This is a genomic window from Pseudomonas sp. BS-2016, from assembly GCF_001806145.1.
Lineage (GTDB): Bacteria > Pseudomonadota > Gammaproteobacteria > Pseudomonadales > Pseudomonadaceae > Aquipseudomonas > Aquipseudomonas lundensis.
The window spans coordinates 184,108-209,589 of sequence record NZ_MLCT01000034.1 but is presented as its reverse complement, the minus strand read 5'-3'; the positions used below and the strand labels follow the sequence as shown (position 1 = coordinate 209,589).

Here is a 25,482-nt window from a genome sequence, read left to right as displayed (position 1 = left end):
ACGATGCATCGCCGATGGTAGTGTGGGGTTTCCCCATGTGAGAGTAGGTCATCGTCAAGATTAAATTCCAAAATCCCTGTCTGCTCACGCAGACGGGGATTTTGTTTTTGTGCCTGAAAAAGAGCTTTCAGGTAATTCTACGGGTAACCCCATCCCTCAAGAAAAGTTACACGCCTGCGACGGCCTCAATTGACGAGGCTAAACCCGTTTTTTGGCCAAAAAAAACCTGCGAACACTCTGCTCGCAGGTTGGGGTGAAACAAACCGCTAACTCCGAAATCACTCGCCGCGATAAATACAACCGCTGGTACAGGTTTCGTGAATTCGTATTGCTGACAACTCTGGCAGCAAAGGTTTCAGCTGCTGCCATATCCACGTGGCAAGCACTTCGCTCGTTGGATTTTCCAGACCAGGAATGTCATTCAAATAGTTATGATCAAGCACTTCATAGAGAGGCTTGAAAATCGCTTTGATCTCAGAAAAGTCCCGAATCCAGCCAGTCGAAGCGTCTATTTCACCGCTTAAATGGATCGCTACTTTGAATGAGTGGCCGTGCAAGCGTCCGCATTTGTGTCCTTGCGGAACGAAAGGCAGGCGGTGCGCCGACTCGAAGGTAAACTCTTTGAAAATTTCCACAGTGTTAGCAGCTCTTGAAGAAAGGGGGGCTTTCACGTGTGTGATGAAAGCAGAAACAGAGTTTAACAGTTAACCCCGGCGCAGCGCTCAACCTGAGCGGGACCGGAGTATGATCAGCGACAAAATGCCCGATATCTTCAGTTTAAGTTAAGCCATGACCAGTAGAGTTAACCCCTCCAGCATTCAACACCACCTTATGCGCTGGACATCAGGAGATACCATGTACGGGAGCGGGGGCGCTAAAGCTCTGCTGGTTTTAATGCTTTTTGGTGTTTGCTCGCTGGCTGTCGCGCGGGATCTGGGGCCGGATGAAGCACTGCGCCTGCGCCAAAAAGGGATTATTTTGCCGTTTGAGCAGTTTGTGGACAGAGCCCTTGAGCGCTACCCGGCTTCCAGATTGCTGGAAGTTGAGTTGGAAAAAAAACACGGTCGTTACGTTTATGAAGTCGAACTGTTGACCAAGGAAGGCGTTGTTCGAGAGCTCAAGTTCGACGCCCGTGAAGGTGAATTGTTCGAAGATAAGGAAGACGATTAATGCGTTTGTTGCTGGTTGAAGATCATGTGCCATTGGCTGATGAGTTGACTGCCGCCCTGACCCGTCAAGGTTATGCCGTTGACTGGCTTGCTGATGGCCGTGACGCTCTCCATGAAGGGCAAAGCGAGCCTTATGATTTAATCATTCTTGACTTGGGATTACCGGGTCTGCCCGGCATAGACGTTCTACAACAGTGGCGAGCAGGTGGCGTGACCACCCCAGTGTTGATACTCACAGCTCGCAGCTCTTGGGCGGAGCGGATAGAGGGCCTCAAGGCCGGAGCGGATGATTATCTGACCAAACCCTTCCATCCAGAAGAATTGCAATTGCGGGTGCAGGCGCTGTTACGACGCTCGCATGGCCATGCCAATCAACCGGTATTAACGTCTGCCGGCTTGCAACTGGATGAAGGCCGTCAATGTGTTACCCGGGATGGTGTCGATATTCAACTGACCGCTGCCGAGTTCCGGTTATTGCGGTATTTCATGTTGCATCCGCAACAAATTCTCTCGAAAAGCCATCTATCCGAGCACTTATATGATGGTGAAACCGAGCGTGATTCCAATGTATTGGAAGTGCATGTAAACCACCTGCGCCGCAAATTGGGACGTGATGTGATTGAAACGCGCCGCGGGCAAGGATATATCTTTGGATCGGGTACTTCATGAGGTCAATCCAGCGCAGGCTCAGTCTTGGGCTTGTCAGTGTCTTGCTGGTAGCAGGCCTTGTAGTGGGGCAGGTTAGCCTGTGGTTATTTGAAACAGGTCTGCAGCGTTATCTGGAGTCAGGCTTGCAAAATGACAGTGAAAACCTGTTGATTGCATTAAGCCGGGGCCCCCAAGGATTACAACTCGACGAGCGACGTCTGGCGCCCGCTTATCAGCGTCCGTTTTCCGGGCATTACTTCAGTATTGAGTTTGGGGACATCCACTGGAGGTCTCGATCCCTCTGGGACAGTCAACTCCCCAAGACAGCGAAGCCAGGGTTGAGCAGCAAACTCCAGCCAGGCCCGGATAACCAGATGTTGCTCGTGCTGCGAAGTGAGTACAAACGTTTGGGGCAGGTGGTTTCCATCACCGTTGCCCAAGATTACTCGCCCATACGCGCCAGCCTGAAGCAAGTACAACGCATTGGTTTAGCCATGGGGGTGGCGGCGTTAATCATCATCCTGATGCTGCAACGTGTAACCGTCCAACGCGCACTGCGGCCATTGGAGATAGCCCGCAAACAAATAGCTCAGTTACAGCAAGGCCAACGCTCTCAATTGGATGCGCAGGTGCCCCTTGAACTGGAGCCGCTGGTCACGCAAATCAACCACCTCCTGGCACACACGGAAGACACCCTCAAGCGTTCACGCAATGCCTTAGGCAATCTGGGGCATGCCCTGAAAACGCCCCTGGCAGTGCTGATGAGTCTTACCAACGACCCACGTCTCGCGGCCTATCCCGAAATTCAGCGCACTTTGCATGACCAACTTGAGCACATAGAACAGCGCATGAACCGAGAACTTAATCGGGCCCGTCTCGCGGGGGATGCTCTACCGGGTGCCCAATTTGATGCCGATGCCGAGTTACCTGCGTTGCTCGCCACCCTAAGCATGATTCACGGCCAGCATCTTGCGATTACCTTTGACTCAACGCCGAACCTGCATTTGCCCTGGGATCGCGAAGACATGCTTGAGTTATTGGGCAACTTATTGGACAACGCGTGCAAATGGGCGGATGCCCGCGTCGAGCTGCGTTTGCGGCAAACGGAAGTCGGGTATGACATTCAAGTGCAGGACGACGGTCCGGGCATCCCCGAGGGTGAACGCGATCAGGTAGTCAGTCGCGGTACGCGTCTGGACGAGCAGACGGCTGGCCATGGTTTGGGACTGGGGATCGTGCGCGACATAGTCGACGCCTGGGGCGCGAGCATGCAGTTGACAACAGGCGAGTGGGGCGGTTTGTTGGTCACTATTGAACTGGTGCACCCAGCAAACGGGGCGACGACAGCCTGAGGCATGTCGTCGCCTTTGCACAATCAGACCCGGAACTGATCCATGAGCGTCTGTTGTTGATTGGCCAGTTCGTTCAGCGACTGACTGACCCGCGCCGATTCATTTGCCTGTTCAGACAATGACTCCGTGACATCACGAATAGTCGACACGTTGTTGTTGATTTCTTCCGCCACCGCGCTCTGTTCTTCCGCCGCGCTGGCAATCTGCAAGTTCATATCCGTAATCACGGTCACGGCATTGCCGATTTGTTGCAGGGCTGTGACGGCTTGTCCAACCTGTTCAACACTGCCTTGCGCCTGACGATGACTATTGCCCATTGAGCTGACGACCACTTGCGTGCCCGCTTGCAATTGCTCAATCACCTGGCGGGTTTCTTCCACGGATTCTTGCGTGCGCCGCGCGAGGTTACGGACCTCATCCGCCACTACTGCAAATCCGCGGCCTGCTTCGCCGGCCCGGGCCGCCTCGATGGCGGCGTTCAAGGCCAGCAAGTTGGTTTGTTCGGCAATGGCGCGAATCACTTCCAGCACCGTCCCGATTTTTTCACTGTTGGCTGCCAGCCCTTCCACTTGGGTCATGGCGTCGTTCATGTCGGCAGCCAGGTGGTCGATGCTGCTGGTGGTGCGGTCAATGATGGTCAAGCCTTCACGGGTCGCCTGGTCTGCATCCCGCGCGGCTTGCGCAGCCTGAGCGGCGCTGCGGGCAACGTCCTGTGCCGTGGCACTCATTTCGTGGGAAGCCGTGGCAGCCTGGTCGACCTGACGGTATTGCTGTTCCATGCCCGCGCTGGTCTGCGTGGCGATGGCGGCCGATTGATCGGCAGTGCTGCGCGCATCCTGCACGGAGCGTTTGACCTCGGCAATGATCGGCTGCAGCTTGTCCAGAAAACGGTTAAACCAACCGGCCAACTGGCCAAGCTCGTCTTTTTTGTCGTACGTCAGGCGGCGCGTCAGGTCACCTTCGCCACTGGCGATATCCTCCAGCATGTGAGCCACGCCCAGAATAGGGCGCGTCACGCTGCGCGCCATGAACCAGATAAGCACCAGGCCGACGATCGCCGCCAGCAGGCCCAGGCTCAGCTCAATCAATGTGCCGGCGTTATTGCGCTCATCCAGCTCGGCCTGCAAGGTTTCAGCCGGGCCTACCAGCACTTTTTCAGGCACGTCCAGCAAAACCCCCCAAGGTTGGCTCCCCGGGATGGGAAAGAATGGCGTGAGTACTTTCAGACGCCCCTGATTGCGCAGACTTTGGGCTTGACCGCCCGTGGTCATCATTTGCAGCAGTTGTGCGCCATTTTCACGATCTACGGCATCCAGGCGCTGACTGAGCTTACTGGCGTCGGCACTGTAACCGGCGAGCAAACCGACCGAGCTGATAATGCCTACGTTGGTCTGGCCGCCATAGAGTTTCTGGCTGGCGTCCTGGCTGAGGGCTTGCAGGCTGTTGAGATTTATATCCACGGACAGCGATGCAATCACTTTGCCGTTAACCATGAGGGGAAATACGATGCTGGTCAGCAGCACGTTCTGCCCGTCTATTTCATAAAAGTAGGGCTCAATGATGCACGGCTTCAGGGTCTTGCGCGGGCAAGTGAACCAGGCGTTATTGGCCTGTCCGCTCGGACCGGTGCTGGTATCAGCCATGTCACTTTCAGGAAGCGCCATCGACGTCAGCTTGCCCGGCGTCGGTTGCGACCAATACAGGGCAAAACGGCCTTTGTCGTTACTGCCCAGCTCTTTTTGATGATCAAACAGCTGGTCTTTGCCATCCAGCGCGTTCGCTTCAAACACAAGAGACAAACCGAGCAAGTCCGGGTTGGCCTGCAAGGCGGCTTTTACCTGACGGGTCAGGTCTTCGCGCAGATCAAACGCATCCAGAAAACGTTTTTCCGATTGCTCGCGCAGAAAGAGCACCTGACGGGCGAAGCCATTCCCATATTGATACGCATCCATGAACTGGCGACTGATGGCCAGTGCCTGAGCTTCGCCCTGTGATTCGATACGGGCTTGGGCTGACTCATTGAGCATCTGGGTGCTGGAGGCTTTCACCAGCTCCGAATTGTGCTCCATGCGATAAAGGGACAATCCCACCAGCAACGTCACAATCGCCAATAAACAAAGTCCGGAAAGCAGGGTGATTTTCCATTGAATGGAAAGCTGTCTGATCGACATGGAGACATCCTAAAAAGAGGCTTTGTCTGTTAGCGGCCGATTGACACATTTCTTTACCGTTGAAACCTGAAATCAGGCTTTTTAAAATTTGATTTGGCCCTGTATTTACTAGGGTTAAAGCCGGATGCGGGGCGTTTAATGGCAAGGCAAGGCACGCGCTTTGACAAGGCGGCAATGCTGCTGCAAAGTGTGCGCCCTCAAATAAATCCTCCTTTCCAAATCCGGCGACTGGAACAGCAGTCTTTTGCCCGGAATCATCCGCATGACGGTATTTTCACGTTGTGTGAGCCATGAGGTTGTAATGATAAATGCAGTTGTTGCCGCGGTCGGCATCATGTTGGTGCTCAGTCTGTCCCGTGTGCATGTGGTCATCGCCCTGATCGTCGGTGCTGTCGTCGGCGGCCTGGTGGGCGGGTTGGGCGTCGAAGAAACCCTTAATGCGTTCAACAGCGGGCTGGGCGGTGGAGCGCAGGTTGCATTGTCATATGCAATGCTCGGTGCCTTCGCTGTAGCCATCGCCAAATCAGGCCTGGCACATGCCTTGGCCGATAAAGCCCTGACCTTGGTTAACAAACAACAGACTGCAGGCGGGAACCGGGTCAAGTGGTTATTGATCGTGCTGTTGTTGGTGGTGGCCATTTCGTCGCAGAACATTTTGCCGATCCACATTGCGTTTATCCCTTTGCTGGTGCCTCCGCTGCTATACGTCTTGACCAAACTGCGGATCGACCGTCGCCTGATTGCCTGTGTCATGACATTTGGCCTGATCACGCCGTACATGTTCCTGCCTGTGGGCTTTGGCAACATTTTCCTCAACCAGATCTTGCTCGCCAACGTCAGCAAAGGGGGCGTGGACATCAGCCAGGTTAATGTCACCCATGCCATGGCCATTCCGGCGTTGGGCATGCTGTTCGGTTTGCTGGTTGCCGTGTTTATCAGCTACCGCAAAAAGCGTGAGTACGACCTGTCGAAAATCGAGCAGGTCGAGCAAACGGCCATTCGCTATAACCCGCGCACCCTGCTGGTCGCCGGTGTGGCCATCGCAGCGGCCTTCATTGTTCAGCTGTGGCTGGGTTCGATGATCATTGGCGCACTGGTCGGTTTTCTGATTTTTTCTGCCTCGGGCATCGTGCGCTGGCGTGAGACCGACGACCTGTTTACCGAAGGCATGAAAATGATGGCCATGATCGGCTTCATCATGATCGCAGCCTCGGGGTTTGCCGAAGTGATGAAGGCCACCGGCGAAGTGAAATCCCTGGTCGAGGCGTCCGCGGGCTGGATCAATCACAGTAAAGGCGTCGGAGCACTGCTGATGCTGCTGGTCGGCTTGCTGGTGACCATGGGGATTGGCTCGTCGTTTTCGACCGTGCCCATCCTGGCAGCCATTTTCGTTCCGCTCTGCGTTCAACTGGGTTTCAGTCCAATGGCCATCGTGTGCATCGTGGGCACTGCCGGTGCGTTAGGCGATGCCGGGTCCCCGGCTTCAGACTCAACCCTCGGTCCGACCTCCGGTCTGAACGTTGACGGCCAGCATCACCATATTTGGGACACCGTGGTGCCCACTTTCCTGCATTACAACTTGCCACTGCTGGCGTTCGGCTGGGTTGCGGCAATGACGCTGTAAGCGGCGGGCTGACCATTTATGAATAAACACCTGTGTGCGGTCTTAACTTTGTAGGATTCAGGCCGTTAACGCAGTAAGTCGTTTCTTAAAAAGAGTAAAAGCCATGCGCCTGAGCCTGAAGGCAAAAGTGTTGTCCCTCGCAGTGTTGCCGGTCTTGTTGTTTGCCCTGGTCATGAGTCTGACGACTGTCTGGATTTTGCAAAATCAGGCCAACCAGGAAGTGGAGGAAACTCGTCAACGCCTGCTCAATGACGCCAAGTCCACCCTGAAAAGCTACGTTGAAGTGGCGATGACCGCGATCAAGCCTCTCTACGATGCCGCGCAACCGGGGGATGAGGTTGCGCGGGCGCAGGTGATCAAGTTGCTCTCTAACGTCACTTACGGCAATGACGGCTACTTTTTCGGCTATGACTCGCAAACCGTGCGCCTGTTCAAAGGCAATAGCCCGGAAGGCCTCGGCAAAAACTTTCAGGACAACCGCGATCCGAATGGCGTGTACACCAACCGCGAGTTGGTACGCGTGGCCAAGGATGGCAGCCACTATGCTCAATACAGCTCCTCATTGCCGGGCAACGAACACGTGCTGGTACCCAAGCTGGGCTATACCGAGTACTTGCCCAAATGGGACATGGTGATCGGTACCGTCGTTAACCTCGATGGCATCGAAGCACAGGTGGCGGAGGTCGAAGCCGGTGTCAAAGAGCGCATGCAGGGCATGATCCTCAGCATCGTGGCCATTACCTTTGTCGTTCTCCTGGTCATCGCAGTGATTGGCATGTTGGTAGCCAATACCATCCTGCGTCCCTTGCACCTGATGAAAGCCAACCTGGACGATATTGCCGCGGGCGAGGGTGACTTGACCCACCGTTTGGCGATCACCAGTCAGGACGAACTTGGCGACCTGGCCCGTTCGTTCAACCGCTTCGTGGATAAAATCCACGCGATGGTTCGTCAGATCACGGACATGACATTCCAATTGACGACGCTGGTCGGGCAAGTATCTGATCAGGCTCATCGTTCTGAGCAGGCCATGGAGCGTCAGCGTCACGAGACGGATCAAGTGGCCACTGCCATCAATGAAATGTCCTCGGCCGCACAAGAGGTGGCCCGCAGTGCTCAGGGCGCTTCGGTCGCGGCGCAGAAAACCGATGAAGAAGGCCAGGTGGCCAAGCGTGTGGTCGACGGCAGCATTCAGCAGATCCATGCGTTGGTCAGCGACATCCGCAGCAGCGGGTCTTCGTTGGACAGTTTGCAGCAGGACGTGACCTCTATTGTCAGCGTACTGGGTGTGATTCGCTCTATTGCTGACCAGACCAACTTGCTGGCCTTGAACGCTGCCATTGAAGCGGCGCGAGCGGGTGAAGCGGGTCGGGGCTTTGCGGTCGTCGCCGATGAGGTGCGTGCGCTGGCCAGCCGTACACAGCAAAGCACGCAAGAGATTCAAGGCATGATCGACCGCCTGCAACAGGGCACCGATGAGGCAGTCCAGGCCATGCGTCGGTCCAGCGAAGCGGGTGTCGGTACTTCCGAGCAGGCCAATCAGGCGGGTGAATCACTGGACGCCATGGCGCAACTGATTGGCACCATCAACTCGATGAACGCACAAATTGCCAGTGCAGCAGAAGAGCAGACGGCGGTGGCCGAAGAGATCAACCGCAGTGTTCACCAGATTGCTGTCGCCGTGGATAACGTGGCAGACGAAACCCAGCAGGGCGCGCAAACGACTCGCAGCCTGGCGCAGTTGGGGCAGCGGCTCGGAGACCTGGTCGGTCAGTTTCGTATTTGATTGGCCGATGCTGGCGAAGGTGACGAGTTTTTTGTTCCCTTCGCCAGCGGTTTGAGGTTCAGGGTAATTCGATGCGGCCAGTCTCGCCCGGTACGGTGGGCCATTGCCCGGCAGCCCATCGAGCCCTGGCCCGCTCAATCAGCGCCTGATCGCTGGCGACGAAATTCCAGTTCATTCGACGTGGCCCGTCCAGGGTTGCGCCGCCGAGAATCACAACGTGACAGGGACTGTCAGCGCAGAGCGTCACATCCTCTCCTGCCGACAACACGTTGAGTGTGCGAACCTCCAGCGGCTCGCCATCGGCTTTTGCATCGCCTTCCAGCACATACACCGCACGCTCTTCATGCTCAGCCGGGATCACCAACGTGGTCGCAGTCTGCATCTGTACGTCGGCGTAGAGCGTGGGAGAAAGCACGGGCACCGGGGAGGTCAAGCAAAACCCGGAACCTGCAATCAGGCAAATCCTGACACCCAAGGTGTCGCTGACGGGCAGGCTGTCAGCCGGGTGATAGCTATAGTAGCCAGGCCCTTGTTCATGCTCTGTGGGAGACGCAAGCCACACTTGCAGGCCATGAATATCAGAGCCGGCAGAAAGAAAAGGCTCAGGGGTTCGTTCAATGTGAGCAATGGCTGCCCCTGAGGTCATCCAACTGACATCGCCCGGTCCGACGCGTTGATCGGAGCCCAAGCTGTCCTTGTGCTGCAAATGACCTTCATACAAATAGGTAAGGGTCGACAGACCGATATGAGGATGCTGTCGGATATTCATCCCATGGCCTGGCAGATAGCGGGCCTGCAGGATGTGATCAAAAAAGACAAAAGGGCCGACACTGCGGCACTTGGCAGAAGGAAGCGGACGCAGAATAGGTTGGCCTTCCACTTCTTCAGCGCGGGGGCGAATCACGATACGTGCAGACATGAGCCTGCTCCGGCAATCAAGGAGCGTTGAGCATACCCCAACGCTCCGCGGTAGCGCGTTCCGTTTACTGGCTGAAGGCGCCTTCAGACAGGTGCGTTTCGATCTCAATCTCAGCGGATGTCATGAGTTTGTGTACCGGGCATTTGTCCGCGACTGCGCGCAGTTCCTGGCGCTGTGCGTCCGTTAATACGCCCTTGAGCGTTAACTTGACGATCAGTGTGTAATGGCCTTTTTGTTCCTGCTCGGCATCGTGCTTGATCTCGACCGTGACGCCTGTCAGCGGGATGTCTTTCTTTTGCGCATACATCTTCAGTGTCAGCGCTTTGCAGGCAGCCAATGAAGCATCGAAGTAGTCGTGAGGTGACGGCGCGCTTCCTTCGCCGCCCGCGCTTTTGGGCACGTCGGTAAACAGTTCGTAGTCGTCGATCTTGATGCTGTGACGAAAACCATCGTGCGACACTGTATTAACGGTAACAGTCATGGCAAACCTCAGCTTGGCAGTGATTAAAGGTCCTGATCTTTATAGAGCATCTGGGGGATTGTGCGTTCCATTTAAAACCGTGGCATGAACCCCGGAGGTTCTGATCGGGTCTACTCGTATCACTACATGAGGATGACGCATTGAGATTCACATCAGTGTTTTTGGCTTTGGGGGTGTTGGCGGTCTGTGCCACGGTGCAGGCACGCGAATATGCTTACAGCGACGCGCATTTGCATTACGTGGATTTTTTCCAGGAAACCGCCGGTATGCCTGAGTTGCTGCAAGCAATGGAGAAAAATCGCATTCAACACGTGATGATTTCTGGCATTCCAGTGGCCAAAAAGTGGCATGAAGACGAACCCAAGCGCCCTCGTTACTACGCGGGTGACGACGCTGACGCCTATTGGTACAGCGCAACCGATGTGTGGGTGGCGCAAGCGGTCAAGCAGCTTAGCGCTGAGCAGCGTCGGCATTTTCATCCGTTTCTGTCGGGGTTTAATCCGAACGACAAGAACTCCGCCGCGCACATTCAGCGCATGCTCGACCTCAATCCGGGGCTGTGGCAAGGCATTGGCGAGGTCTTCACCCGTCACGACGATCTGACGGCACTGATTTCCGGGGATACGCCACGAGCCAACAATGAGGCGATGATGCGTATTTACACCTTGGCGGCCGAGCATGACCTGCCGGTGCTGGTGCATTCGAATATCACGTCAAAGCGTGAAAAAAATCCGTTATACCTAGCAGAAATCGAAGAGCCGTTGGGTCAACACCCTGACACGCGCTTTATTTGGGCGCACGCCGGTACCAGCGCCGAGATTCATCGGCATCAAACACAGATGGAGTTTTTATTACCGACGCTGACCCGTTTGCTGGCCACTTATCCCAATCTTTATATCGACCTGTCCTGGAGTATGCTCACGCCTTATCTGCTGGATGAGCAAGGCAAGCCGAGGGCTGAGTGGGTGGCACTCGTTAAGCGCTTCCCAGAACGCTTTATGCTGGGGTCAGATGTGGTAGGGCGGTTCGACAAGTTGGGGCAGGAAATGCACAGCTTTGATCCCTTTTTAAACGCGCTGCCAGTGGAGGTAGCTCATAAGGTGGCCAAAGATAACTTTTTAGCCATCTTGCCCAAGAATAGAAGTTGATTCTCTCTCAGTGACTCCAGCAGCGCGACACTGTTTAAATAGGCATGATAAGCACGCCTAAATATGCGCGTCAGTTCATCTACAGATGTTGGCGCGCACTTGCTGATAGGCGTAACAGTACAGTCTTAATCCTGACAGTCGCCGGCCAATGGACTTCCTTTCATCACGTAATGACCCTCAAGGTTGGCCAGGTTCTCCAGCGCGGGCTCGTAGTGTTTAGACGTGGACAGTAACTGGAAATCGACCTCTCTTTTTTCAGTGTGTGTAGCGTTTTTAGGGGCTGACCACGTGAGTTCGATGACCCCTGTAAGTTCGTCGTGGGTGTAGGCGGTCCAGGGCTTGTTGAAAACGAGTGTTCCTTTCCCGACTTTAAAAGAAACGCTCCAGTGGCTGACATTCTTATCAGGCAAATCAAGGCTGATCCTGTGGCTGTAGACGCGCTTGCCACTTAAGTTATCTTCCCAACTGGCGAGCAGTTCTTGTTTCAAGTTCATTTTGACTCTGGGGTCAAAAGGCGCTCTTACCCGCAATGGGGTCGAGACACCCCGTACGCCTTCCGGGCTGTAATACGTGAAGGTACCGACCTCGACGACGCTACCGTCAGTGGGTAAATGATCGCAAGTTACATAGACAAGAATCTCGGATTTCCAGTGCTCTGAGTTGAAAGAGGGTACGTAGAACCAGTGCCCGTCGCGACCATTAGGGTGCGCTTGATAACCATATTGAGCGTTGTACATAAAGATGCCGTTAACGTTACTGTTACTGCTAGGGGTCATGATGGCTTCAAGTTTTGCCCCGTAGCGCTCCTTTTCGCCTGTTGTTTCCAGAAGAATAACAAGTTTGTTTTTTACCCCGCTCATCGCCAGGGGTAACGCCTTCTGTTTCATATTAAGCATGATGGATTTCATCGCTCTTCCTTGTGCGCGTAAGTATTAAGGTGTGTTTTGGTTGTTTAAATAAACGTAGTCGACAAGTGGCGAGTTGTATCAAAGGGGGTGTTTTTAAATGTTTCGATATGCCGTGAACGCTGTTTTTACTTCTTGTAAATGGCGCGTCATTACGGTGTTGGAGGTTGTTAATAATCAACGGGGTATGAGGGCATTAAGCGTGGGTAAATAATTTAAAGGGACAGGAATACCCGGTTGCGTAAGAGCGTTTCTGAACGTAAGTGGCACCCACAAAAAAGCCCTGACAGGTCAGGGCTTTTTTATGAGGCAAGAGGTTGGCTTATTTGCCCGCCCAACGCTTGAGAACCAGCGTGGCATTGGTGCCGCCGAAACCGAAGCTGTTGCTCATCACCGTGTCGATTTTTGCATCTTCACGGGTTTTGGTCAGGATCGGCATGTCGGCGACCGCCGGGTCCAGTTCTTCAATGTTGGCCGAGCCAGCAATGAAGTTGCCTTCCATCATCAGCATGCAATAGATCGCTTCGTGAACGCCTGCGGCGCCCAGGGAGTGACCCGACAGGCTCTTGGTGGAGCTGATGGCGGGCGCATTTTCACCGAACACTTCACGCACACCTTTCATCTCGGCAATGTCGCCGACCGGGGTCGAGGTGCCGTGGGTGTTGATGTAGTCGATTGGGGCGTCAACGGTAGACATTGCCATCTGCATGCAACGAATGGCGCCTTCACCGCTTGGGGCAACCATGTCGTAACCGTCGGATGTTGCACCGTAACCGACGATCTCGGCGTAGATTTTGGCGCCGCGGGCCAGAGCGTGCTCCAGCTCCTCAACCACCACCATGCCGCCACCACCGGCAATGACGAAACCGTCACGCTTGGCATCGTAGGCACGGGAGGCTTTTTCCGGTGTGTCGTTGTATTGGCTGGAGAGGGCGCCCATGGCGTCGAACAGGAACGATTGGCTCCAGTGCTCTTCTTCACCGCCGCCGGCGAATACGATGTCCTGCTTGCCCATCTGAATCTGTTCCATGGCGGTACCGATGCAGTGAGCACTGGTGGCGCAGGCAGAAGCGATGGAGTAGTTCAGGCCCTTGATCTTGAACGGTGTGGCCAGGCAAGCCGAAACGGTGCTGCTCATGGTCCGCGTTACACGGTATGGGCCAACACGTTTAACGCCTTTTTCGCGCAGGATGTCCAGCGCTTCCATCTGGTTCAGGGTCGACGCGCCGCCCGAACCGGCAATCAGGCCGGTACGCGGGTTGGAGACTTGCTCCTCGGTCAGGCCCGAATCAGTGATGGCGTCTTTCATGGCCAAGTAAGCGTAAGCAGCTGCGTGGCCGACGAAACGATAAATCTTGCGATCGATCAATTCTTCGAGGTTCAGGTCAATGGAGCCGGAAACCTGGCTACGCAGACCCATTTCGGCATATTCCGGGTTGAATCGGATGCCAGGGCGACTTGCACGCAGGTTAGCGGAGACGGTCTCTTTGTCATTGCCCAGGCACGAAACGATGCCCAGACCAGTGATAACGACGCGGCGCATGCGGATAACCCTTAGAAGTTGTCAGTTGAAGTGAAAACGCCGACGCGAAGGCCTTCGGCGGTGTAGATTTCGCGACCGTCAACGGCCACCGAACCATCGGCAATGGCCAGGTTCAGCTTGCCCTTGAGGACGCGCTTGATATGGATGTTGTAAGTGACTTTCTGTGCGGTCGGCAGGACCTGGCCGAAGAACTTCACTTCGCCTGAACCCAAGGCACGACCGCGGCCCGGCAGACCTTGCCAGCCGAGGTAGAAACCCACCAGCTGCCACATGGCGTCGAGGCCCAGGCAACCTGGCATCACCGGGTCACCTTCAAAGTGACAAGCGAAGAACCACAGGTCAGGGGTGATATCCAGCTCGGCGACCAATTCACCTTTGCCGTACTTGCCACCCTCTTCACTGATATGGGTGATGCGATCCACCATCAGCATGTTAGGGGCGGGCAGTTGCGCGTTACCTGGGCCGAACAGTTCGCCGCGGCTACAGCGCAGCAGATCTTCCCGAGTAAAGGCGTTTTGTTTGGTCATGCGAGCTCCTCAATAATCCCATGCGGCAAGGTGGGGCAAAACTTCCCGACCAACTGAAACATACCCGTCTCAGTTCGCCAGCCTACACATAGACTATTGCGTAGTAGTGAAAGTCACAGCGCCAAGGGCACAAATGTACACTTGTTCACTGAAATTGTAATTCAGGCCGGTCAAGGGCCCCAATCGGGTGCCTAAGACTGCCGCACTTTTAGGTTTTACGCCAGTCGCAGGTAGGCTAATAGCCATAAGTTACTGGACCCAGCGCCGCAGTATTTGCTCCAGATCAGTGCGTTTGAACGGCTTGGCCAGGTAATCGTTCATTCCGGCTTGCAGACACGCCTCGCGGTCGCCCTGCAAGGCGTTGGCGGTCAGCGCAATAATGGGCACGTCCGTACAACCCAACAATTGGCGGATCTGCCGGGTCGCCTCATAACCATCAATAATCGGTAGCCTGCAATCCATCAGGATGGCTGTAAATGCCTCGGTGTTGGCCCGGTGAATGGCCTGTGCGCCGTCACTGACCATGCTCACTTCATACCCCAGGCTGCTGAGCATGGCTTCGATAACGGTCTGGTTGACCGGGTTATCTTCCACCAGCAGGACCTTGCGTCCTTTGATGCACGCGTTGTCCGCAGCCATCGCCGGCCTTGGGTTAATGGCAATGCTCTGGTGCAGCTCAAGGGGGATTTCCAGGGTGAAGACCGAGCCTTGAGCTTCTTCGCTTTGCGCAAGCAAGCGACCGCCCATGCGTTCAGCCAGGGTGCGGGCGATGGGCAAGCCAAGCCCGGTGCCACCGTAACGTCGTGAAATCGAACTGTCGGCCTGCTGGAAGGCTTTGAACATCGACTCCAGCTTATCTGCGCTGATCCCGATCCCGCTGTCGCGTACCGTGCAAGTGAACCAGATCAGCTCATGGTCCAGCGGTTGCCAGGTTGGCTCGATACTGACTTGACCCTGCTCGGTGAACTTCAGTGCGTTGCCGATCAGGTTGACCAGTATCTGACGAATCCGCGTAGGGTCGCCCAAAACCTGTAAATCCTGCAGGCCCTCGGCCATGCTCAAGTTCAGCTTCAGACCACGCTGTACGGCACTGTGCTGAAACGCCTGCGCGCAATTGCCCACCAGCTCGGCAAGGTTGAACGGGATCTGCTCCAGTTCCAGGGTGGAACGCTCGATTCTGGAGAAATCGAGGATGTCGTTGATGACCTTGAGCAAGTGTTCCGTGGACTCCGAGGCCAGTGCGGCGTACTCAGCCTGTTCGTCCGTCATGTGGGTGGTTTCCAGCAATTGCAGCATCCCCAGAACACCGTTCATCGGCGTGCGCAACTCATGGCTCATCATGGCCAGAAAATCGGTTTTTGCGCTGTTGGCGCGCTCTGCTTCCTCGCGGGTCTGGATCAACTGAGCGATTGCGGTCTGTTGTTCGCGGCTGGCTTGGGCCAGTCCGTGCGCCAGGTTATTAATGTGGCGGGCCAGGCTGCCCAGTTCACCATCGTCAACCACCGGTAAAGGCGTGTTGAAGTGCCCCTGTTGAATCGCCTTCACCGCATCGCTCATGTCGCTGATCGGCTGGGACAGGTTGGACGCCAGGCGCCGCGCCAGCAAGTAGGTAAAGCCCAATGCAAACAGCGCAAGGATCATGGCTTTCAACAGGATGTCCTGCTGACGCTCATTGAAGGCATCACTGGACATGCCCACCAACACCCGCCCCAGGTAATCCTCGGTGGCAGGCGTCATGGGATCGTTGTCGGGTTTTCCTGAAATGCTTTGAACGCGCACGGGTGCCTCAAACATTTCCACATCCTGGGGGCGACCCTTATCGGCCAAAGGTTGCTGCGCATGCACCAGCACCTGGTTGGCGCGGTCCTGAACCTGCACGAATTGCACGTGAGGGGTATTTAACGAGGCTTGCATCAGGGTTTCGAGCACGTGCGTGTTGCCGGAAATCACCCCGAACTCCGTGGCTGGGGCCAGTTGGTTAGCAATCAACTGGCCTGTGTGGTTGAGCTCTTGACGCAAATCCTGCAGGCGCACAAAGGTAAAAAAGCTGATGAGCATCAGGGTCAACAGCAAAGCAGGGCCCAGGCTCATCATTTGGGTACGGGCGTGAATATCCCAGCGGCGTCGATCAGCCATGAGTGAGAGGTTCCGTGAGCCAGCGCCAGGGTGCCGAGATCAGCCGTGACGTGCAGTCAGTCATGCAGGTGCGCAGCCAGGCTGCCTCGAGTGTGGATGATGGGCGGCATGTTAACCGAGCTGAATCAGTTTTCCAGTCAAAACCATGCATTTTCTGAGGGAACAGCCGCACAAGGGCGCTGCGTGAGGGGGGCTGGCCCCAGCGGATGTGCTCCGTATAATGCCGCCATTGCCACGGCTAGATGGATGACAGGATTGCTATGACTGAACAGCGCGCGATTGCGGTCTTGGGAGGCGGGAGCTTTGGCACCGCGGTGGCCAACCTGCTGGCAGAAAACGGTCACCCGGTGCGTCAATGGATGCGCGACCCGGTGCAAGCCGAGGCGATTCGACTTAACCGTGAAAACCCTCGTTACCTTAAAGGCATCAAGATTCATCCAGGCGTTGATCCGGTCACGGACTTGCAAGCCACCCTTGAGGCGTGTGATTTATGTTTCGTCGCCTTGCCTTCCAGCGCATTGCGGACCGTGCTATCAGCGCATGCCGAGCGCTTGAGCGGCAAAATGCTCGTCAGCCTGACCAAAGGCATTGAAGCCCACAGCTTCAAACTGATGAGCGAAATTCTTGAAGAGATCGCCCCGCAAGCGCGGATTGGCGTGTTGTCGGGGCCTAACCTGGCGCGTGAAGTCGCAGAACATGCGCTGACGGCCACGGTCGTTGCCAGTGCTGATGAAGCCCTGTGCACGCAGGTTCAAGCGGTTTTGCATGGCCGCACATTTCGTGTGTATGCCAGTGCCGACCGCTTCGGCGTCGAGTTGGGCGGGGCGCTTAAAAACGTCTATGCAATCATTGCCGGCATGGCGGTTGCGCTGGGCATGGGCGAAAACACTAAAAGTATGTTGATTACCCGTGCTTTGGCTGAAATGACGCGATTTGCTGTCAGTCAAGGTGCCAACCCGATGACCTTCCTGGGATTGGCCGGGGTAGGCGATTTGATCGTGACCTGTTCTTCCCCCAAGAGCCGTAACTATCAGGTGGGGTTCGCCCTGGGTGAAGGTCTGAGCCTGGAAGAGGCCGTCTCGCGTCTTGGCGAAGTGGCTGAAGGCGTCAATACCCTCAAGGTGCTCAAGGCCAAGGCGCAGGAACTGAATGTTTACATGCCGCTGGTGGCCGGTTTGCACGCGATCCTCTTTGAAGGGCGTACGCTCAATCAGGTGATTGAAGTGCTGATGCGGGGTGAGCCCAAGACTGACGTCGATTTTATTTCCACCAGTGGTTTCAACTGAACCCGACAGGAGCAACCCATGAATGACAACCCGAATGCCCCCCAGTACGAATCCCTAGTGTTGCGCGTGCTGTGGATGCTGGTTTTTCTGCTGGTCTGGCAAATCGCCCAGTTGCTGCTCGGCGGTCTGGTGCTGGTGCAGCTGATTTACCGGCTGGTGTACGGCGCGCCCAACGGCGGCCTGATGAATGTCGGCGACAGTTTGAGCCTGTACCTGGCACAAATCGGTCGCTTCGGTAGTTTTCACACCGAGCAAAAACCCTGGCCTTTTGCTGACTGGCCCGCTCCCCGTGCCCCAGAAGGTGAGGCGCCCTATGCCGAGCCTGCGGCGCAGACCAAACAGCCATGAAGTTATGGATATTGCGCCATGGAGAAGCCGAGCCGCATGCCCGTCGCGATGCCGATCGTAATCTCACCGAGCATGGGCGGCAGCAAGTGCTCCGTAGCGCTGCGCACTTGATGGGGCAACCGCTTGATTGCATCTTGGTGAGCCCGTATGTCCGGGCTCAGCAGACGGCCGCCCTTGTGCGCGATGCACTGGGGTTCGGCTCTGCCCTGAAAACCGTACCTTGGCTGACCCCGGAGAGTGATCCCCTGTTTGCCGTCAAGCAACTTCCGGACAGCGGCAATGTGCTGTTGGTCAGCCATCAACCGTTCGTGGGTGAACTGATCAGTCTGTTGCAGCATGGTCATTGCCGGCAGCCTCAACCCATGCAAACCGCCAGCCTGGCAGAACTCGAAGGTGAGTGGCCACTGGCCGGCAGCCTGCGCTTGCTGCGGGTGTGGCACCCTTAAACGCGAAAAACTGCGCCTGGAGGGGATTTTCGGGTGCCTTTGCTCGTTGCCCGGCGCTGCCTGCGAAGGCATGCATGGTTGTGCCGTCGGTGTGTTTTGTGGCAAGACGATAGCCGACTCACCCACCAAGGACTGAACAATGAGCATGTGGACATCCCTGCCAGATCTGGCGTACCTCAATGCAATGCGCAAAAACACCATTTGTGAGGTGCTGGACATCACCTTTGATGCGTTTGATGACAACTCCATCACCGCGAGCATGGTGGTTGACCACCGCACCCATCAGCCATTCGGGCTGTTACACGGCGGTGCATCGGTGGTGCTGGCGGAAACCCTCGGGTCGATGGCCAGCTATATGTGCATCGATCAGAAGCAATTTTATTGCGTAGGTATTGAGGTCAATGCCAACCACCTGCGCGGAGTACGCAGCGGGCGCGTTAGCGCCGTAGCACGGCCTGTGCACAGGGGCCGTACCACCCATGTCTGGGACATCCGCTTGACCGATGACACGGGCAAACTCACCTGCATTTCGCGTCTGACCATCGCCGTTGTGCCGCTCGGCGAAACACCGCCCGCGCGTTGAGCATTTAAAGGGCAATGGCCGTAGTGGCGTCCTTCATGGCGCATACGGTCATTGCGGCAAGTAAAATTCCTACAGACAATAAGGCGAATTCCCATATGTGGATGCCTTCATATGTCCCGGCAGATTTTTTTCGCCCATGCCAACGGCTTCCCTTCGGGCACCTATGCAAAGCTGTTTGCCGCACTTGCGCCCGATTACCACGTGGCGCATTTGCCTCAGCACGGGCATGACCCGCGTTTCCCGGTCGACAACAACTGGCGCAACCTGGTCGACGAACTCATTTACCACCTGCAGCAGCAGGACGGCCCGGTGCTGGGCGTTGGCCACTCACTGGGCGGGATGTTGCACCTGCATGCGGCCATCCGGTGTCCCCAGCTCTACAAAGGCGTGGTCATGCTCGATTCTCCTGTCCTGACGCGCACCGACCAGTGGGTGATTCGTGCTGCTAAACGCTTCGGCCTGATTGATCGACTGACCCCGGCCGGGCGCACGTTGGGCCGTCGTGAAGAGTTTGCCGATCGCGAAGCGGCGCGCGAGTACTTCGCCGGAAAATCACTGTTTCGCAGCTTCGATCCTGACTGTTTCGACGCGTATCTGGAGCATGGATTGCGTGCGATGGATGACCGTTTGCGCCTGAGTTTCGACCCGGCCACGGAAATCAATATCTACCGCAGCGTGCCCCACACCAGTCCCGGTCTGGTCAAGCAATTGCAGGTGCCATTGACCGTGGTGCGTGGACGTGACAGCCGCGTCGTGATGCGCCACCATGCCAATGCCGTGGCCCGCTTGCCGTTCGGTGAAGCGTTGAGCGTGCCGGGTGGGCATATGTTTCCACTGGAACAGCCGGACGATACCGCCCGCCTGCTCAGGGCGATTTTTACCCGTTGGGAATCGCGTGATTCCGGCGTTGAAGAGTGAACCGTATGCCCCCCGTGGTGGAAGAAATTCGTCTGAGCCTGCCCCATATCGAACTGGCAGCCCATGTGTTTGGGCCCGAAGACGGTATTCCCGTGATCGCGCTGCACGGCTGGCTGGATAACGCCAACAGTTTTGCGCGGCTGGCGCCCAAGCTGCACGGGTTACGCATTGTGGCGCTGGATCTGGCAGGTCACGGCCACTCTGCGCACAGGCCGCCGGGCGCCAGTTACTCCTTGTGGGAGTATGCATTTGATGTATTGAGCGTGGCCGAACAACTGGGCTGGGAGCGTTTTGCGCTGCTGGGCCACTCTTTGGGGGCTATCATTTCGGTGGTGGTGGCCGGTTCGTGCCCGGAGCGTGTCACGCATCTGGCGCTCATTGATGGCGTGATGCTGCACACCGGCACTCAGCACGACACGGCTGAGCGCATGGGGCAGGCGCTACATGCCCAGCTTCAGTTGAACCACAAACGCAAGTCCGTGCACACAACCCTCGAGCGCGGCGTCGAAGCGCGCATGAAAGGCATGGTCGCGGTCAGCCGCGAAGCTGCCGAGTTATTGGCTCAACGCGGGCTGATGCCGGTGCCGGGCGGATACAGCTGGCGCAGCGACAGCCGCCTGACACTCCCTTCGCCCCTGCGCCTGACGGACGAGCAAGCTATGTCCTTCGTCCGGCGCGTCAATTGTCCGGCCACCCTGATCGTGGCCGAAGCCGGCATGCTTGCTACCCATCCCGAGCGGCTGGATAGACTACCCTTCAGCCTGGAACGGTTACCCGGTGGCCATCATTTACATGTCAATGACGAAGCCGGGGCAATCCTTGTTGCAGACTGTTTCAATAGGTTCTTCGCTGCTCCTTGACTTGCGGCGGCCAACTGCCGAGGCTTGGCGGGTTGAAATGGGAGACAACCATGATAGATCTCTACACCGCTGCGACCCTGAAAGGCCATCCGGTCTCTATCGTGAGCAGGCTGAGTCACCCGTCACCTGCGGGTGACGCGTGCCGATGAAATTGACCAATCGTTTGATCGGCGTACTGGGTTTGAGTTGCCTGAGCCCGTTGTTGTGGGCAGCCGATGTGCCAGGCAGCCAGGACTTGCAGGACGTGCCCCGGCTGGCTGACGCACACATTGTCGATTACACCGTTAAGCCGGATGCCGAGCGCATCTACCCGATGGGACCGATTCGTAAAATAAGCGGGCGCCTGCGCTTCGACGGGCAAGTGGATGCACGGGGCGAGACCACCGCAATAACCTATGAGCTGCCGGCCGGCCATTCGGCCACCGAAGCCTTCACGGCGGCGCGCGAGGCGCTGCAAGCCAAGGATGCCGAATTATTGTTCTGGTGCCAGGCGCGTGACTGCGGCGAAAGCAGCCTCTGGGCCAATGAGGTGTTAGGCAACGCCAAGCTGGTGGGCTCCGATGAACAACAATCCTACCTGTTGCTCCGAATGGCAGCCCCTGAACGCAATCGATTGGTGGCGCTGTATGCCATCAACCGCGGCAGTCGCAAAGGGTATCTGCATGTAGAACAACTGGTGGCCACGACCGATCTCGGGACCTTGTTGCCCACGCCTGCTACGTTGCAGCGTCAACTGAAAACCACCTATGCGCTGGATTTCCCGACCCTGACACAAGCGCCCGACGCGCCCTGGCTTGAGCTCATTAGCCGTGCTTTAAAACTTGATACCACCGCACGCCTCAGCTTGAGCGGCGTCAATGCAGCTGCCTGGCGAGAGGCCCTGATCAAGAGCGGCGTGCGCGCCTCGCGTCTTGAACTGAGCGACACCCCGGCGCCGGGGCTGCATATCGAGCTGCTGCGCTAAGCGCGACCTGCGACGGCTACACTTGGCGTAGCCGTCGTCTTTTTTGTTTTCGAATTTCTGTGGAATACACATGCTCAATAACGATCGCCTGCTGGTGCAAATCCTGCTGCTGGTGTTGTTCGGTGCCAGTTTGTGGGTCATGGCACCTTTCTGGTCGGCTCTGTTCTGGGGCGCCGTACTGGCTTTTGCCAGTTGGCCGCTGATGCGCTTACTGACCCGCTGGCTCAATGGGCGCGAATCGCTGGCGGCTGGCATTTTGACTTTGGGGTGGATGTTGCTGGTGGCCGGGCCGTTGGTGTGGCTGGGCTTTAATCTGGCCGATCACGTGCGCGACGCCACCACCTTCGTGAAGGATGTGCAATTAGAAGGGTTGCCCGAGGCCCCGACCTGGCTGGCTGGCATTCCGCTGGTCGGAGAGCGGCTGGTGGGCATCTGGGACACCATCGACGAGCAGGGCGCGGCGATGATCATCGCGGTGAAGCCGTATTTGGGGCAGGTGGGTAACTGGTTGCTGGCCCGCAGTGCGCAGATCGGCGGCGGGATTCTGGAGCTGACCCTGAGTATTGTCTTTGTGTTCTTTTTCTATCGGGACGGCCCGCGGCTGGCGACCTTTGTGCACCGTTTGCTTGAACGCCTGATCGGTGAGCGCGCGTCTTACTACCAAGAGTTGGTGGCCGGCACCATTCAGCGAGTGGTCAACGGGGTGATCGGCACGGCGGCCGCTCAAGCGTTACTGGCACTCATCGGCTTTCTGATTGCGGGCGTGCCCGGCGCGCTGGTGCTGTGCCTTGCAACGTTCCTGCTCAGCCTGATCCCGATGGGGCCGCCGCTGATCTGGATTCCGGCCACGGCGTGGCTGGCCTGGAAAGGCGATTACGGGATGGCGATTTTCCTGGGCATATGGGGCACGCTGATCATCAGCGGTGTGGACAACGTGCTCAAGCCCTACCTCATCAGCAGGGGCGGCAACTTGCCCTTGGTGATCGTGCTGCTTGGCGTGTTCGGCGGCTTGATGGCGTTCGGGTTTATCGGTTTGTTCATCGGCCCGACCTTGCTGGCGCTGGCCTATAGCCTGCTGGTGGACTGGAGCGCCAGCCAGCAAAACAAAACCCAGGGCTAACCCGCGCACGCAAGGACCAGCGGCGTGAGGCTGCGTAGCATCGCAGCCTCACGCGTCGGTCAGACGCTCTTGACGATCTTTCCTTCCACTTCGTCCTTCATGCGCAGCAACTCATCGCCAGCGCGCTCGATGTCTGAGCGCACGCTGTGCAGTTGCTGGCGGCTCTTCTCAAGCAGACGCTTGGTTGAGCTGTGGCCGGTAATACCGCGTTTGAGCGCCATGGCACCGATGCCCACCTGGATCAGGCCGATAAACCCGCCCCGGCGAATGCCCTTGCCGAGCATCACCACGCCGCCCGCCAAAGAGCCTACACGCTCCCAGCCTTCAACGTTTTGGTAAGGCACGTCCGGGTATGCGGGGGATTCAATGCGCTCTACAGGATTTCTGTTGCTCATGCTCTGTCTCCAAGGGTTGGTGGATACAGAGCTGACTGTCAGCGCAGGCGGGTTGTTCCCCTGGAAGGCGCCTGAGGGTCAGAATTTAGGCCCGGATCGGGTGTTGTTACCCTTGGCCAAACGGTCGTAAAGCACCACGTTGACGGTGGCGGCGAGGTTCATGCAGCCGTTGGTCGGGATGTAAATCACATCCTCGCACCAGTCCAGAATCTCTTTGTCCAGCGAGCCGTCTTCAGGCCCGAAGACATACAGTGCGCGATCCGGATGGGTGTACTCGGGCAAGGACCGAGCGCCCTCTACCAACTCCACTGCCACGGGAATGCAGCCCAGCGGCAGGATCTTTTTCAGGTCATCAATGCCTATCAGCGGAATGTCCTGATGCACCTTTTTGGTGTCGGTCACGAAGTCCCGGGCGCGCTCATAGCGTTTGCCGGTGTAGAACACGGACGCCACGTTATAGCAACCAGCCGCACGCATCACCGAGCCGACGTTTTCCGGTGATTTGGGGTTATACAAACCAATGCAGCTGTACCGTTTGTTCGCCACGTGCCCGAGCCCTTCAGAAAAAAGACGCGAGTATACGCCTGTTCACGCTGATCCGGCGCCGCAGTCCAGGCCGCGGCGTCGGCAGCGCGCGACTAGTCGTCTTTTTTCATCAACCCGGCCAAAGCAGCGAACGGGTTGTGGGTGGCTTTGGCCACTTTCGGGCTGCTGGTCGAGCTGTCCGAAAAGTATTGCTGGTCGGTGTAACGCGAATGTTCGTTGTCATGGCAATACAGGCACAACAGTTCCCAGTTGGAACCGTCTTGCGGGTTGTTGTCGTGGTTATGATCGCGGTGATGGACCGTCAGCTCGCTCAGGCGTTTGCCCGAGAACTCACGGGCGCAGCGGCCGCAGACATGCGGGTACATTTTCAGCGCTTTGTCGCGGTAGCCCATTTCACGGTCACGCTGGGCATCGGCCAGGATGCGATCCAGCTTTGCGGTATGGGAGGGAGGGTTGGCCGAGCTCATGGGTTCACCTTTGAAGACGAATGACGGTCAGGTCGTTAAGTTTAGCTGTTGATCAGCCTTTGATTTTTTCAGCAATCCAGATGGTATGCCGCGTGCCTTTGTTGCCGTGGGCGAAGACTTGCACTTCCTCGGCCTTGAAACCGGCCTTGCGCAGTTTGTCGGAAAACTGTTTGTCCGCGCTGGCAGACCAGACGGCCAGCACGCCTTTGGGGCGCAAGGCGTTGGCACAGGCACTCAAGCCTCCGGCCGAGTACAACCAGCTGTTGGCTTTTTGAGTCAGGCCTTCGGGGCCGTTGTCGACATCCAGCATGATGGCGTCAAACCCTTTGGGTTCGGCTTGCAGCACCTTGGCCACGTCTTCCAGGCGGATCACCGTGCGCGGGTCCTGCAACGGGTTGCCGGCCTTTTCGCCTAGCGGGCCGCGATTCCATTCAACAACCCCCGGCACCAGTTCGGCCACGACCACTTCGGCGGTTTTGCCCAAATGCTTGAGGGCCGACGCCAGGGTGAACCCCATGCCCAAACCACCGATCAACACACGCGACTGGGCACGTCCGGCGACCTTGCGGCAGGGGATTTCAGCCAGTGCGTCTTCCGAGCCGTGCATGCGGGTGTTCATCAATTGGCCGCCGTCGCCACCCTGGATCTTGATCACGAAGTCCTCGCCATACTCAAACAGGCACAGGGCGCCGCCGTTATCGGGGATCGGAGTGGTGTCGAGCAGAACAAAACGTTTCATGGGTATCTCATAGAAGAGGACAAAAACCGCAGGTTACGAGTAGCCTGAGGGCAGACAAGCCGGTCTGGCAACGGAGTGACTGATGAAACGCACTATTCTAACGGCCATTGCAGGGGCGGTGCTCTCGATAAGTGCAGCGCAAGCGGGGGCATTGAGCCCTGTGCCCGTGATGCCTGCAACCCCCGAACCCGGTTCGCCCGGTACAGCCACGCCCACGCCTTATCCGCAGATGACGCCGCGGCCGGTGCCCAAGCCCGTGGCAGGCAGCGGCAGCCTGCTCCCGCTGCCCCCCATCGACTTGCCCCAGCCGCCGCCCAAAGACCAACCCTTGCCGGGGCTCGACCGCAAAGACCTGAAGATCAAGCCTGCTGCTGATTGAGCCGGGCAGCGGCACCGGGTTC

At 57.0% G+C, this 25,482-nt stretch carries 26 protein-coding genes and 3 pseudogenes; 16 read left to right on the top strand and 13 right to left on the bottom strand.

The window, feature by feature from the left end:
- Positions 1-278 precede the first annotated feature (278 nt).
- Positions 279-635, bottom strand: a complete 357-nt coding sequence (gene queD / locus BKD70_RS18550; protein WP_047276013.1) for a 6-carboxytetrahydropterin synthase QueD — start codon at positions 633-635, stop codon at positions 279-281.
- 220 nt (positions 636-855) lie between these two features.
- On the opposite strand from queD, the gene BKD70_RS18545 reads away from it, so the two are divergent.
- Genes BKD70_RS18545 through BKD70_RS18535 form a run of 3 tightly spaced genes read left to right on the top strand, consistent with a single transcriptional unit; the run spans position 856 to position 3,169 of the window.
- Positions 856-1,170: a PepSY domain-containing protein gene (locus BKD70_RS18545; RefSeq protein WP_047276015.1), complete on the top strand. Its 315-nt coding sequence runs from the start codon at positions 856-858 to the stop codon at positions 1,168-1,170.
- Positions 1,170-1,838: a response regulator transcription factor gene (locus BKD70_RS18540; protein WP_047276140.1), complete on the top strand. Its 669-nt coding sequence runs from the start codon at positions 1,170-1,172 to the stop codon at positions 1,836-1,838. Before BKD70_RS18545 ends, BKD70_RS18540 begins: the two co-directional genes overlap by 1 nt.
- A complete protein-coding gene (locus tag BKD70_RS18535) occupies positions 1,835-3,169 on the top strand; it encodes an ATP-binding protein (RefSeq protein WP_047276138.1) in 1,335 nt (444 codons plus the stop codon). Before BKD70_RS18540 ends, BKD70_RS18535 begins: the two co-directional genes overlap by 4 nt.
- Positions 3,170-3,192: 23 nt before the next feature.
- Here the strand turns inward: BKD70_RS18535 and BKD70_RS25750 are convergent.
- Positions 3,193-3,708: pseudogene (locus BKD70_RS25750) on the bottom strand (methyl-accepting chemotaxis protein); the annotation flags it as partial.
- Positions 3,709-4,050: 342 nt separating this feature from the next.
- Positions 4,051-5,121: pseudogene (locus BKD70_RS25745) on the bottom strand (HAMP domain-containing protein); the annotation flags it as partial.
- A gap of 523 nt (positions 5,122-5,644) precedes the next feature.
- Here BKD70_RS25745 and BKD70_RS18525 point away from each other — a divergent pair.
- The 3 genes and pseudogenes from BKD70_RS18525 to BKD70_RS25735 all read left to right on the top strand — a co-directional run bounded on the left by BKD70_RS18525 (position 5,645) and on the right by BKD70_RS25735 (position 8,750).
- The gene (locus BKD70_RS18525) at positions 5,645-6,964 is read left to right on the top strand and encodes a Na+/H+ antiporter family protein (RefSeq protein ID WP_162493713.1); all 1,320 of its coding nucleotides are present in this window, start codon (positions 5,645-5,647) and stop codon (positions 6,962-6,964) included.
- A 103-nt stretch (positions 6,965-7,067) separates the two neighbouring features.
- Positions 7,068-7,892 (top strand): annotated as a pseudogene (locus tag BKD70_RS25740) (cache domain-containing protein); the annotation flags it as partial.
- 15 nt (positions 7,893-7,907) lie between these two features.
- The gene (locus tag BKD70_RS25735) at positions 7,908-8,750 is read left to right on the top strand and encodes a methyl-accepting chemotaxis protein (RefSeq protein ID WP_371264259.1); all 843 of its coding nucleotides are present in this window, start codon (positions 7,908-7,910) and stop codon (positions 8,748-8,750) included.
- 58 nt (positions 8,751-8,808) lie between these two features.
- Here the strand turns inward: BKD70_RS25735 and BKD70_RS18515 are convergent, their stop codons facing one another.
- Both BKD70_RS18515 and BKD70_RS18510 read right to left on the bottom strand, forming a co-directional pair.
- Complete coding sequence (locus BKD70_RS18515) at positions 8,809-9,669, bottom strand: pirin family protein (RefSeq protein WP_047276130.1); 861 nt, start codon at positions 9,667-9,669, stop codon at positions 8,809-8,811.
- A gap of 64 nt (positions 9,670-9,733) precedes the next feature.
- On the bottom strand, positions 9,734-10,150 hold the full coding sequence (locus tag BKD70_RS18510) for an OsmC family protein (protein ID WP_047276128.1): 417 nt from the start codon (positions 10,148-10,150) through the stop codon (positions 9,734-9,736).
- 140 nt (positions 10,151-10,290) lie between these two features.
- Between BKD70_RS18510 and BKD70_RS18505 the strand changes: the two genes are divergently transcribed.
- On the top strand, positions 10,291-11,298 hold the full coding sequence (locus BKD70_RS18505; protein ID WP_047276127.1) for an amidohydrolase family protein: 1,008 nt from the start codon (positions 10,291-10,293) through the stop codon (positions 11,296-11,298).
- Positions 11,299-11,423: 125 nt separating this feature from the next.
- Here BKD70_RS18505 and BKD70_RS18500 read toward each other — a convergent pair whose 3' ends face one another.
- The 4 genes from BKD70_RS18500 to BKD70_RS18485 form a co-directional block, all read right to left on the bottom strand.
- Positions 11,424-12,206 carry a hypothetical protein gene (locus BKD70_RS18500; protein WP_047276125.1) on the bottom strand — a complete coding sequence of 261 codons (783 nt, stop codon included), beginning with the start codon at positions 12,204-12,206 and terminating at the stop codon, positions 11,424-11,426.
- A 319-nt stretch (positions 12,207-12,525) separates the two neighbouring features.
- Complete coding sequence (gene fabB / locus BKD70_RS18495) at positions 12,526-13,746, bottom strand: beta-ketoacyl-ACP synthase I (RefSeq protein WP_047276123.1); 1,221 nt, start codon at positions 13,744-13,746, stop codon at positions 12,526-12,528.
- 11 nt (positions 13,747-13,757) lie between these two features.
- Positions 13,758-14,273 carry a 3-hydroxyacyl-[acyl-carrier-protein] dehydratase FabA gene (fabA, locus tag BKD70_RS18490; protein ID WP_047276121.1) on the bottom strand — a complete coding sequence of 172 codons (516 nt, stop codon included), beginning with the start codon at positions 14,271-14,273 and terminating at the stop codon, positions 13,758-13,760.
- A gap of 249 nt (positions 14,274-14,522) precedes the next feature.
- A complete protein-coding gene (locus tag BKD70_RS18485; RefSeq protein ID WP_047276119.1) occupies positions 14,523-16,409 on the bottom strand; it encodes an ATP-binding protein in 1,887 nt (628 codons plus the stop codon).
- A gap of 260 nt (positions 16,410-16,669) precedes the next feature.
- Between BKD70_RS18485 and BKD70_RS18480 the strand changes: the two genes are divergently transcribed.
- From BKD70_RS18480 to BKD70_RS18445, 8 genes are all read left to right on the top strand, one after another.
- Positions 16,670-17,695, top strand: coding sequence for an NAD(P)H-dependent glycerol-3-phosphate dehydrogenase (locus BKD70_RS18480; protein WP_047276117.1), 1,026 nt, complete (start codon positions 16,670-16,672; stop codon positions 17,693-17,695).
- Between the two features lie 18 nt (positions 17,696-17,713).
- Positions 17,714-18,043 (top strand): DUF4389 domain-containing protein, encoded by a 330-nt coding sequence (locus tag BKD70_RS18475; protein WP_047276115.1) that lies wholly within the window; start codon positions 17,714-17,716, stop codon positions 18,041-18,043.
- Positions 18,040-18,489 (top strand): phosphohistidine phosphatase SixA, encoded by a 450-nt coding sequence (sixA, locus tag BKD70_RS18470; RefSeq protein ID WP_047276113.1) that lies wholly within the window; start codon positions 18,040-18,042, stop codon positions 18,487-18,489. Before BKD70_RS18475 ends, sixA begins: the two co-directional genes overlap by 4 nt.
- 139 nt (positions 18,490-18,628) lie before the next feature.
- Positions 18,629-19,072, top strand: coding sequence for a hotdog fold thioesterase (locus BKD70_RS18465; RefSeq protein WP_047276111.1), 444 nt, complete (start codon positions 18,629-18,631; stop codon positions 19,070-19,072).
- A 111-nt stretch (positions 19,073-19,183) separates the two neighbouring features.
- Positions 19,184-19,990: an alpha/beta fold hydrolase gene (locus BKD70_RS18460; RefSeq protein ID WP_047276109.1), complete on the top strand. Its 807-nt coding sequence runs from the start codon at positions 19,184-19,186 to the stop codon at positions 19,988-19,990.
- Between the two features lie 5 nt (positions 19,991-19,995).
- Entirely contained in the window at positions 19,996-20,850 is an 855-nt protein-coding gene (locus tag BKD70_RS18455) for an alpha/beta hydrolase (RefSeq protein ID WP_047276106.1), read from the top strand.
- A gap of 145 nt (positions 20,851-20,995) precedes the next feature.
- Positions 20,996-21,814, top strand: a complete 819-nt coding sequence (locus BKD70_RS18450; RefSeq protein WP_047276105.1) for a DUF4892 domain-containing protein — start codon at positions 20,996-20,998, stop codon at positions 21,812-21,814.
- 70 nt (positions 21,815-21,884) lie between these two features.
- On the top strand, positions 21,885-22,934 hold the full coding sequence (locus BKD70_RS18445; protein WP_047276058.1) for an AI-2E family transporter: 1,050 nt from the start codon (positions 21,885-21,887) through the stop codon (positions 22,932-22,934).
- Between the two features lie 59 nt (positions 22,935-22,993).
- Here BKD70_RS18445 and BKD70_RS18440 read toward each other — a convergent pair whose 3' ends face one another.
- The 4 genes from BKD70_RS18440 to BKD70_RS18425 form a co-directional block, all read right to left on the bottom strand.
- Positions 22,994-23,329 (bottom strand): DUF2892 domain-containing protein, encoded by a 336-nt coding sequence (locus BKD70_RS18440; RefSeq protein ID WP_047276060.1) that lies wholly within the window; start codon positions 23,327-23,329, stop codon positions 22,994-22,996.
- A gap of 78 nt (positions 23,330-23,407) precedes the next feature.
- Positions 23,408-23,875, bottom strand: coding sequence for an RNA methyltransferase (locus BKD70_RS18435; RefSeq protein ID WP_047276062.1), 468 nt, complete (start codon positions 23,873-23,875; stop codon positions 23,408-23,410).
- Between the two features lie 92 nt (positions 23,876-23,967).
- On the bottom strand, positions 23,968-24,342 hold the full coding sequence (locus BKD70_RS18430) for a YajD family HNH nuclease (RefSeq protein ID WP_047276064.1): 375 nt from the start codon (positions 24,340-24,342) through the stop codon (positions 23,968-23,970).
- A gap of 52 nt (positions 24,343-24,394) precedes the next feature.
- Complete coding sequence (locus BKD70_RS18425) at positions 24,395-25,081, bottom strand: spermidine synthase (protein ID WP_047276066.1); 687 nt, start codon at positions 25,079-25,081, stop codon at positions 24,395-24,397.
- An 82-nt stretch (positions 25,082-25,163) separates the two neighbouring features.
- Here BKD70_RS18425 and BKD70_RS18420 point away from each other — a divergent pair, with 82 nt between their 5' ends.
- Complete coding sequence (locus tag BKD70_RS18420; protein ID WP_047276068.1) at positions 25,164-25,460, top strand: hypothetical protein; 297 nt, start codon at positions 25,164-25,166, stop codon at positions 25,458-25,460.
- Positions 25,461-25,482 lie beyond the last annotated feature (22 nt).

Excerpts from the sequence above, each read along its gene's own strand:
- BKD70_RS18545 (WP_047276015.1), top strand. The coding sequence starts at position 856 with ATGTACGGGAGCGGGGGCGCTAAAGCTCTGCTGGTTTTAATGCTTTTT.
- BKD70_RS18540 (WP_047276140.1), top strand. The coding sequence starts at position 1,170 with ATGCGTTTGTTGCTGGTTGAAGATCATGTGCCATTGGCTGATGAGTTG.
- BKD70_RS18535 (WP_047276138.1), top strand. The coding sequence starts at position 1,835 with ATGAGGTCAATCCAGCGCAGGCTCAGTCTTGGGCTTGTCAGTGTCTTG.
- BKD70_RS25735 (WP_371264259.1), top strand. The coding sequence starts at position 7,908 with ATGGTTCGTCAGATCACGGACATGACATTCCAATTGACGACGCTGGTC.
- BKD70_RS18515 (WP_047276130.1), bottom strand. The coding sequence starts at position 9,669 with ATGTCTGCACGTATCGTGATTCGCCCCCGCGCTGAAGAAGTGGAAGGC.
- BKD70_RS18510 (WP_047276128.1), bottom strand. The coding sequence starts at position 10,150 with ATGACTGTTACCGTTAATACAGTGTCGCACGATGGTTTTCGTCACAGC.
- BKD70_RS18500 (WP_047276125.1), bottom strand. The coding sequence starts at position 12,206 with ATGAAATCCATCATGCTTAATATGAAACAGAAGGCGTTACCCCTGGCG.
- fabB (WP_047276123.1), bottom strand. The coding sequence starts at position 13,746 with ATGCGCCGCGTCGTTATCACTGGTCTGGGCATCGTTTCGTGCCTGGGC.
- fabA (WP_047276121.1), bottom strand. The coding sequence starts at position 14,273 with ATGACCAAACAAAACGCCTTTACTCGGGAAGATCTGCTGCGCTGTAGC.
- BKD70_RS18485 (WP_047276119.1), bottom strand. The coding sequence starts at position 16,409 with ATGGCTGATCGACGCCGCTGGGATATTCACGCCCGTACCCAAATGATG.
- BKD70_RS18480 (WP_047276117.1), top strand. The coding sequence starts at position 16,670 with ATGACTGAACAGCGCGCGATTGCGGTCTTGGGAGGCGGGAGCTTTGGC.
- BKD70_RS18475 (WP_047276115.1), top strand. The coding sequence starts at position 17,714 with ATGAATGACAACCCGAATGCCCCCCAGTACGAATCCCTAGTGTTGCGC.
- sixA (WP_047276113.1), top strand. The coding sequence starts at position 18,040 with ATGAAGTTATGGATATTGCGCCATGGAGAAGCCGAGCCGCATGCCCGT.
- BKD70_RS18465 (WP_047276111.1), top strand. The coding sequence starts at position 18,629 with ATGAGCATGTGGACATCCCTGCCAGATCTGGCGTACCTCAATGCAATG.
- BKD70_RS18460 (WP_047276109.1), top strand. The coding sequence starts at position 19,184 with ATGTCCCGGCAGATTTTTTTCGCCCATGCCAACGGCTTCCCTTCGGGC.
- BKD70_RS18455 (WP_047276106.1), top strand. The coding sequence starts at position 19,996 with ATGCCCCCCGTGGTGGAAGAAATTCGTCTGAGCCTGCCCCATATCGAA.
- BKD70_RS18450 (WP_047276105.1), top strand. The coding sequence starts at position 20,996 with ATGAAATTGACCAATCGTTTGATCGGCGTACTGGGTTTGAGTTGCCTG.
- BKD70_RS18445 (WP_047276058.1), top strand. The coding sequence starts at position 21,885 with ATGCTCAATAACGATCGCCTGCTGGTGCAAATCCTGCTGCTGGTGTTG.
- BKD70_RS18440 (WP_047276060.1), bottom strand. The coding sequence starts at position 23,329 with ATGAGCAACAGAAATCCTGTAGAGCGCATTGAATCCCCCGCATACCCG.
- BKD70_RS18430 (WP_047276064.1), bottom strand. The coding sequence starts at position 24,342 with ATGAGCTCGGCCAACCCTCCCTCCCATACCGCAAAGCTGGATCGCATC.
- BKD70_RS18425 (WP_047276066.1), bottom strand. The coding sequence starts at position 25,081 with ATGAAACGTTTTGTTCTGCTCGACACCACTCCGATCCCCGATAACGGC.
- BKD70_RS18420 (WP_047276068.1), top strand. The coding sequence starts at position 25,164 with ATGAAACGCACTATTCTAACGGCCATTGCAGGGGCGGTGCTCTCGATA.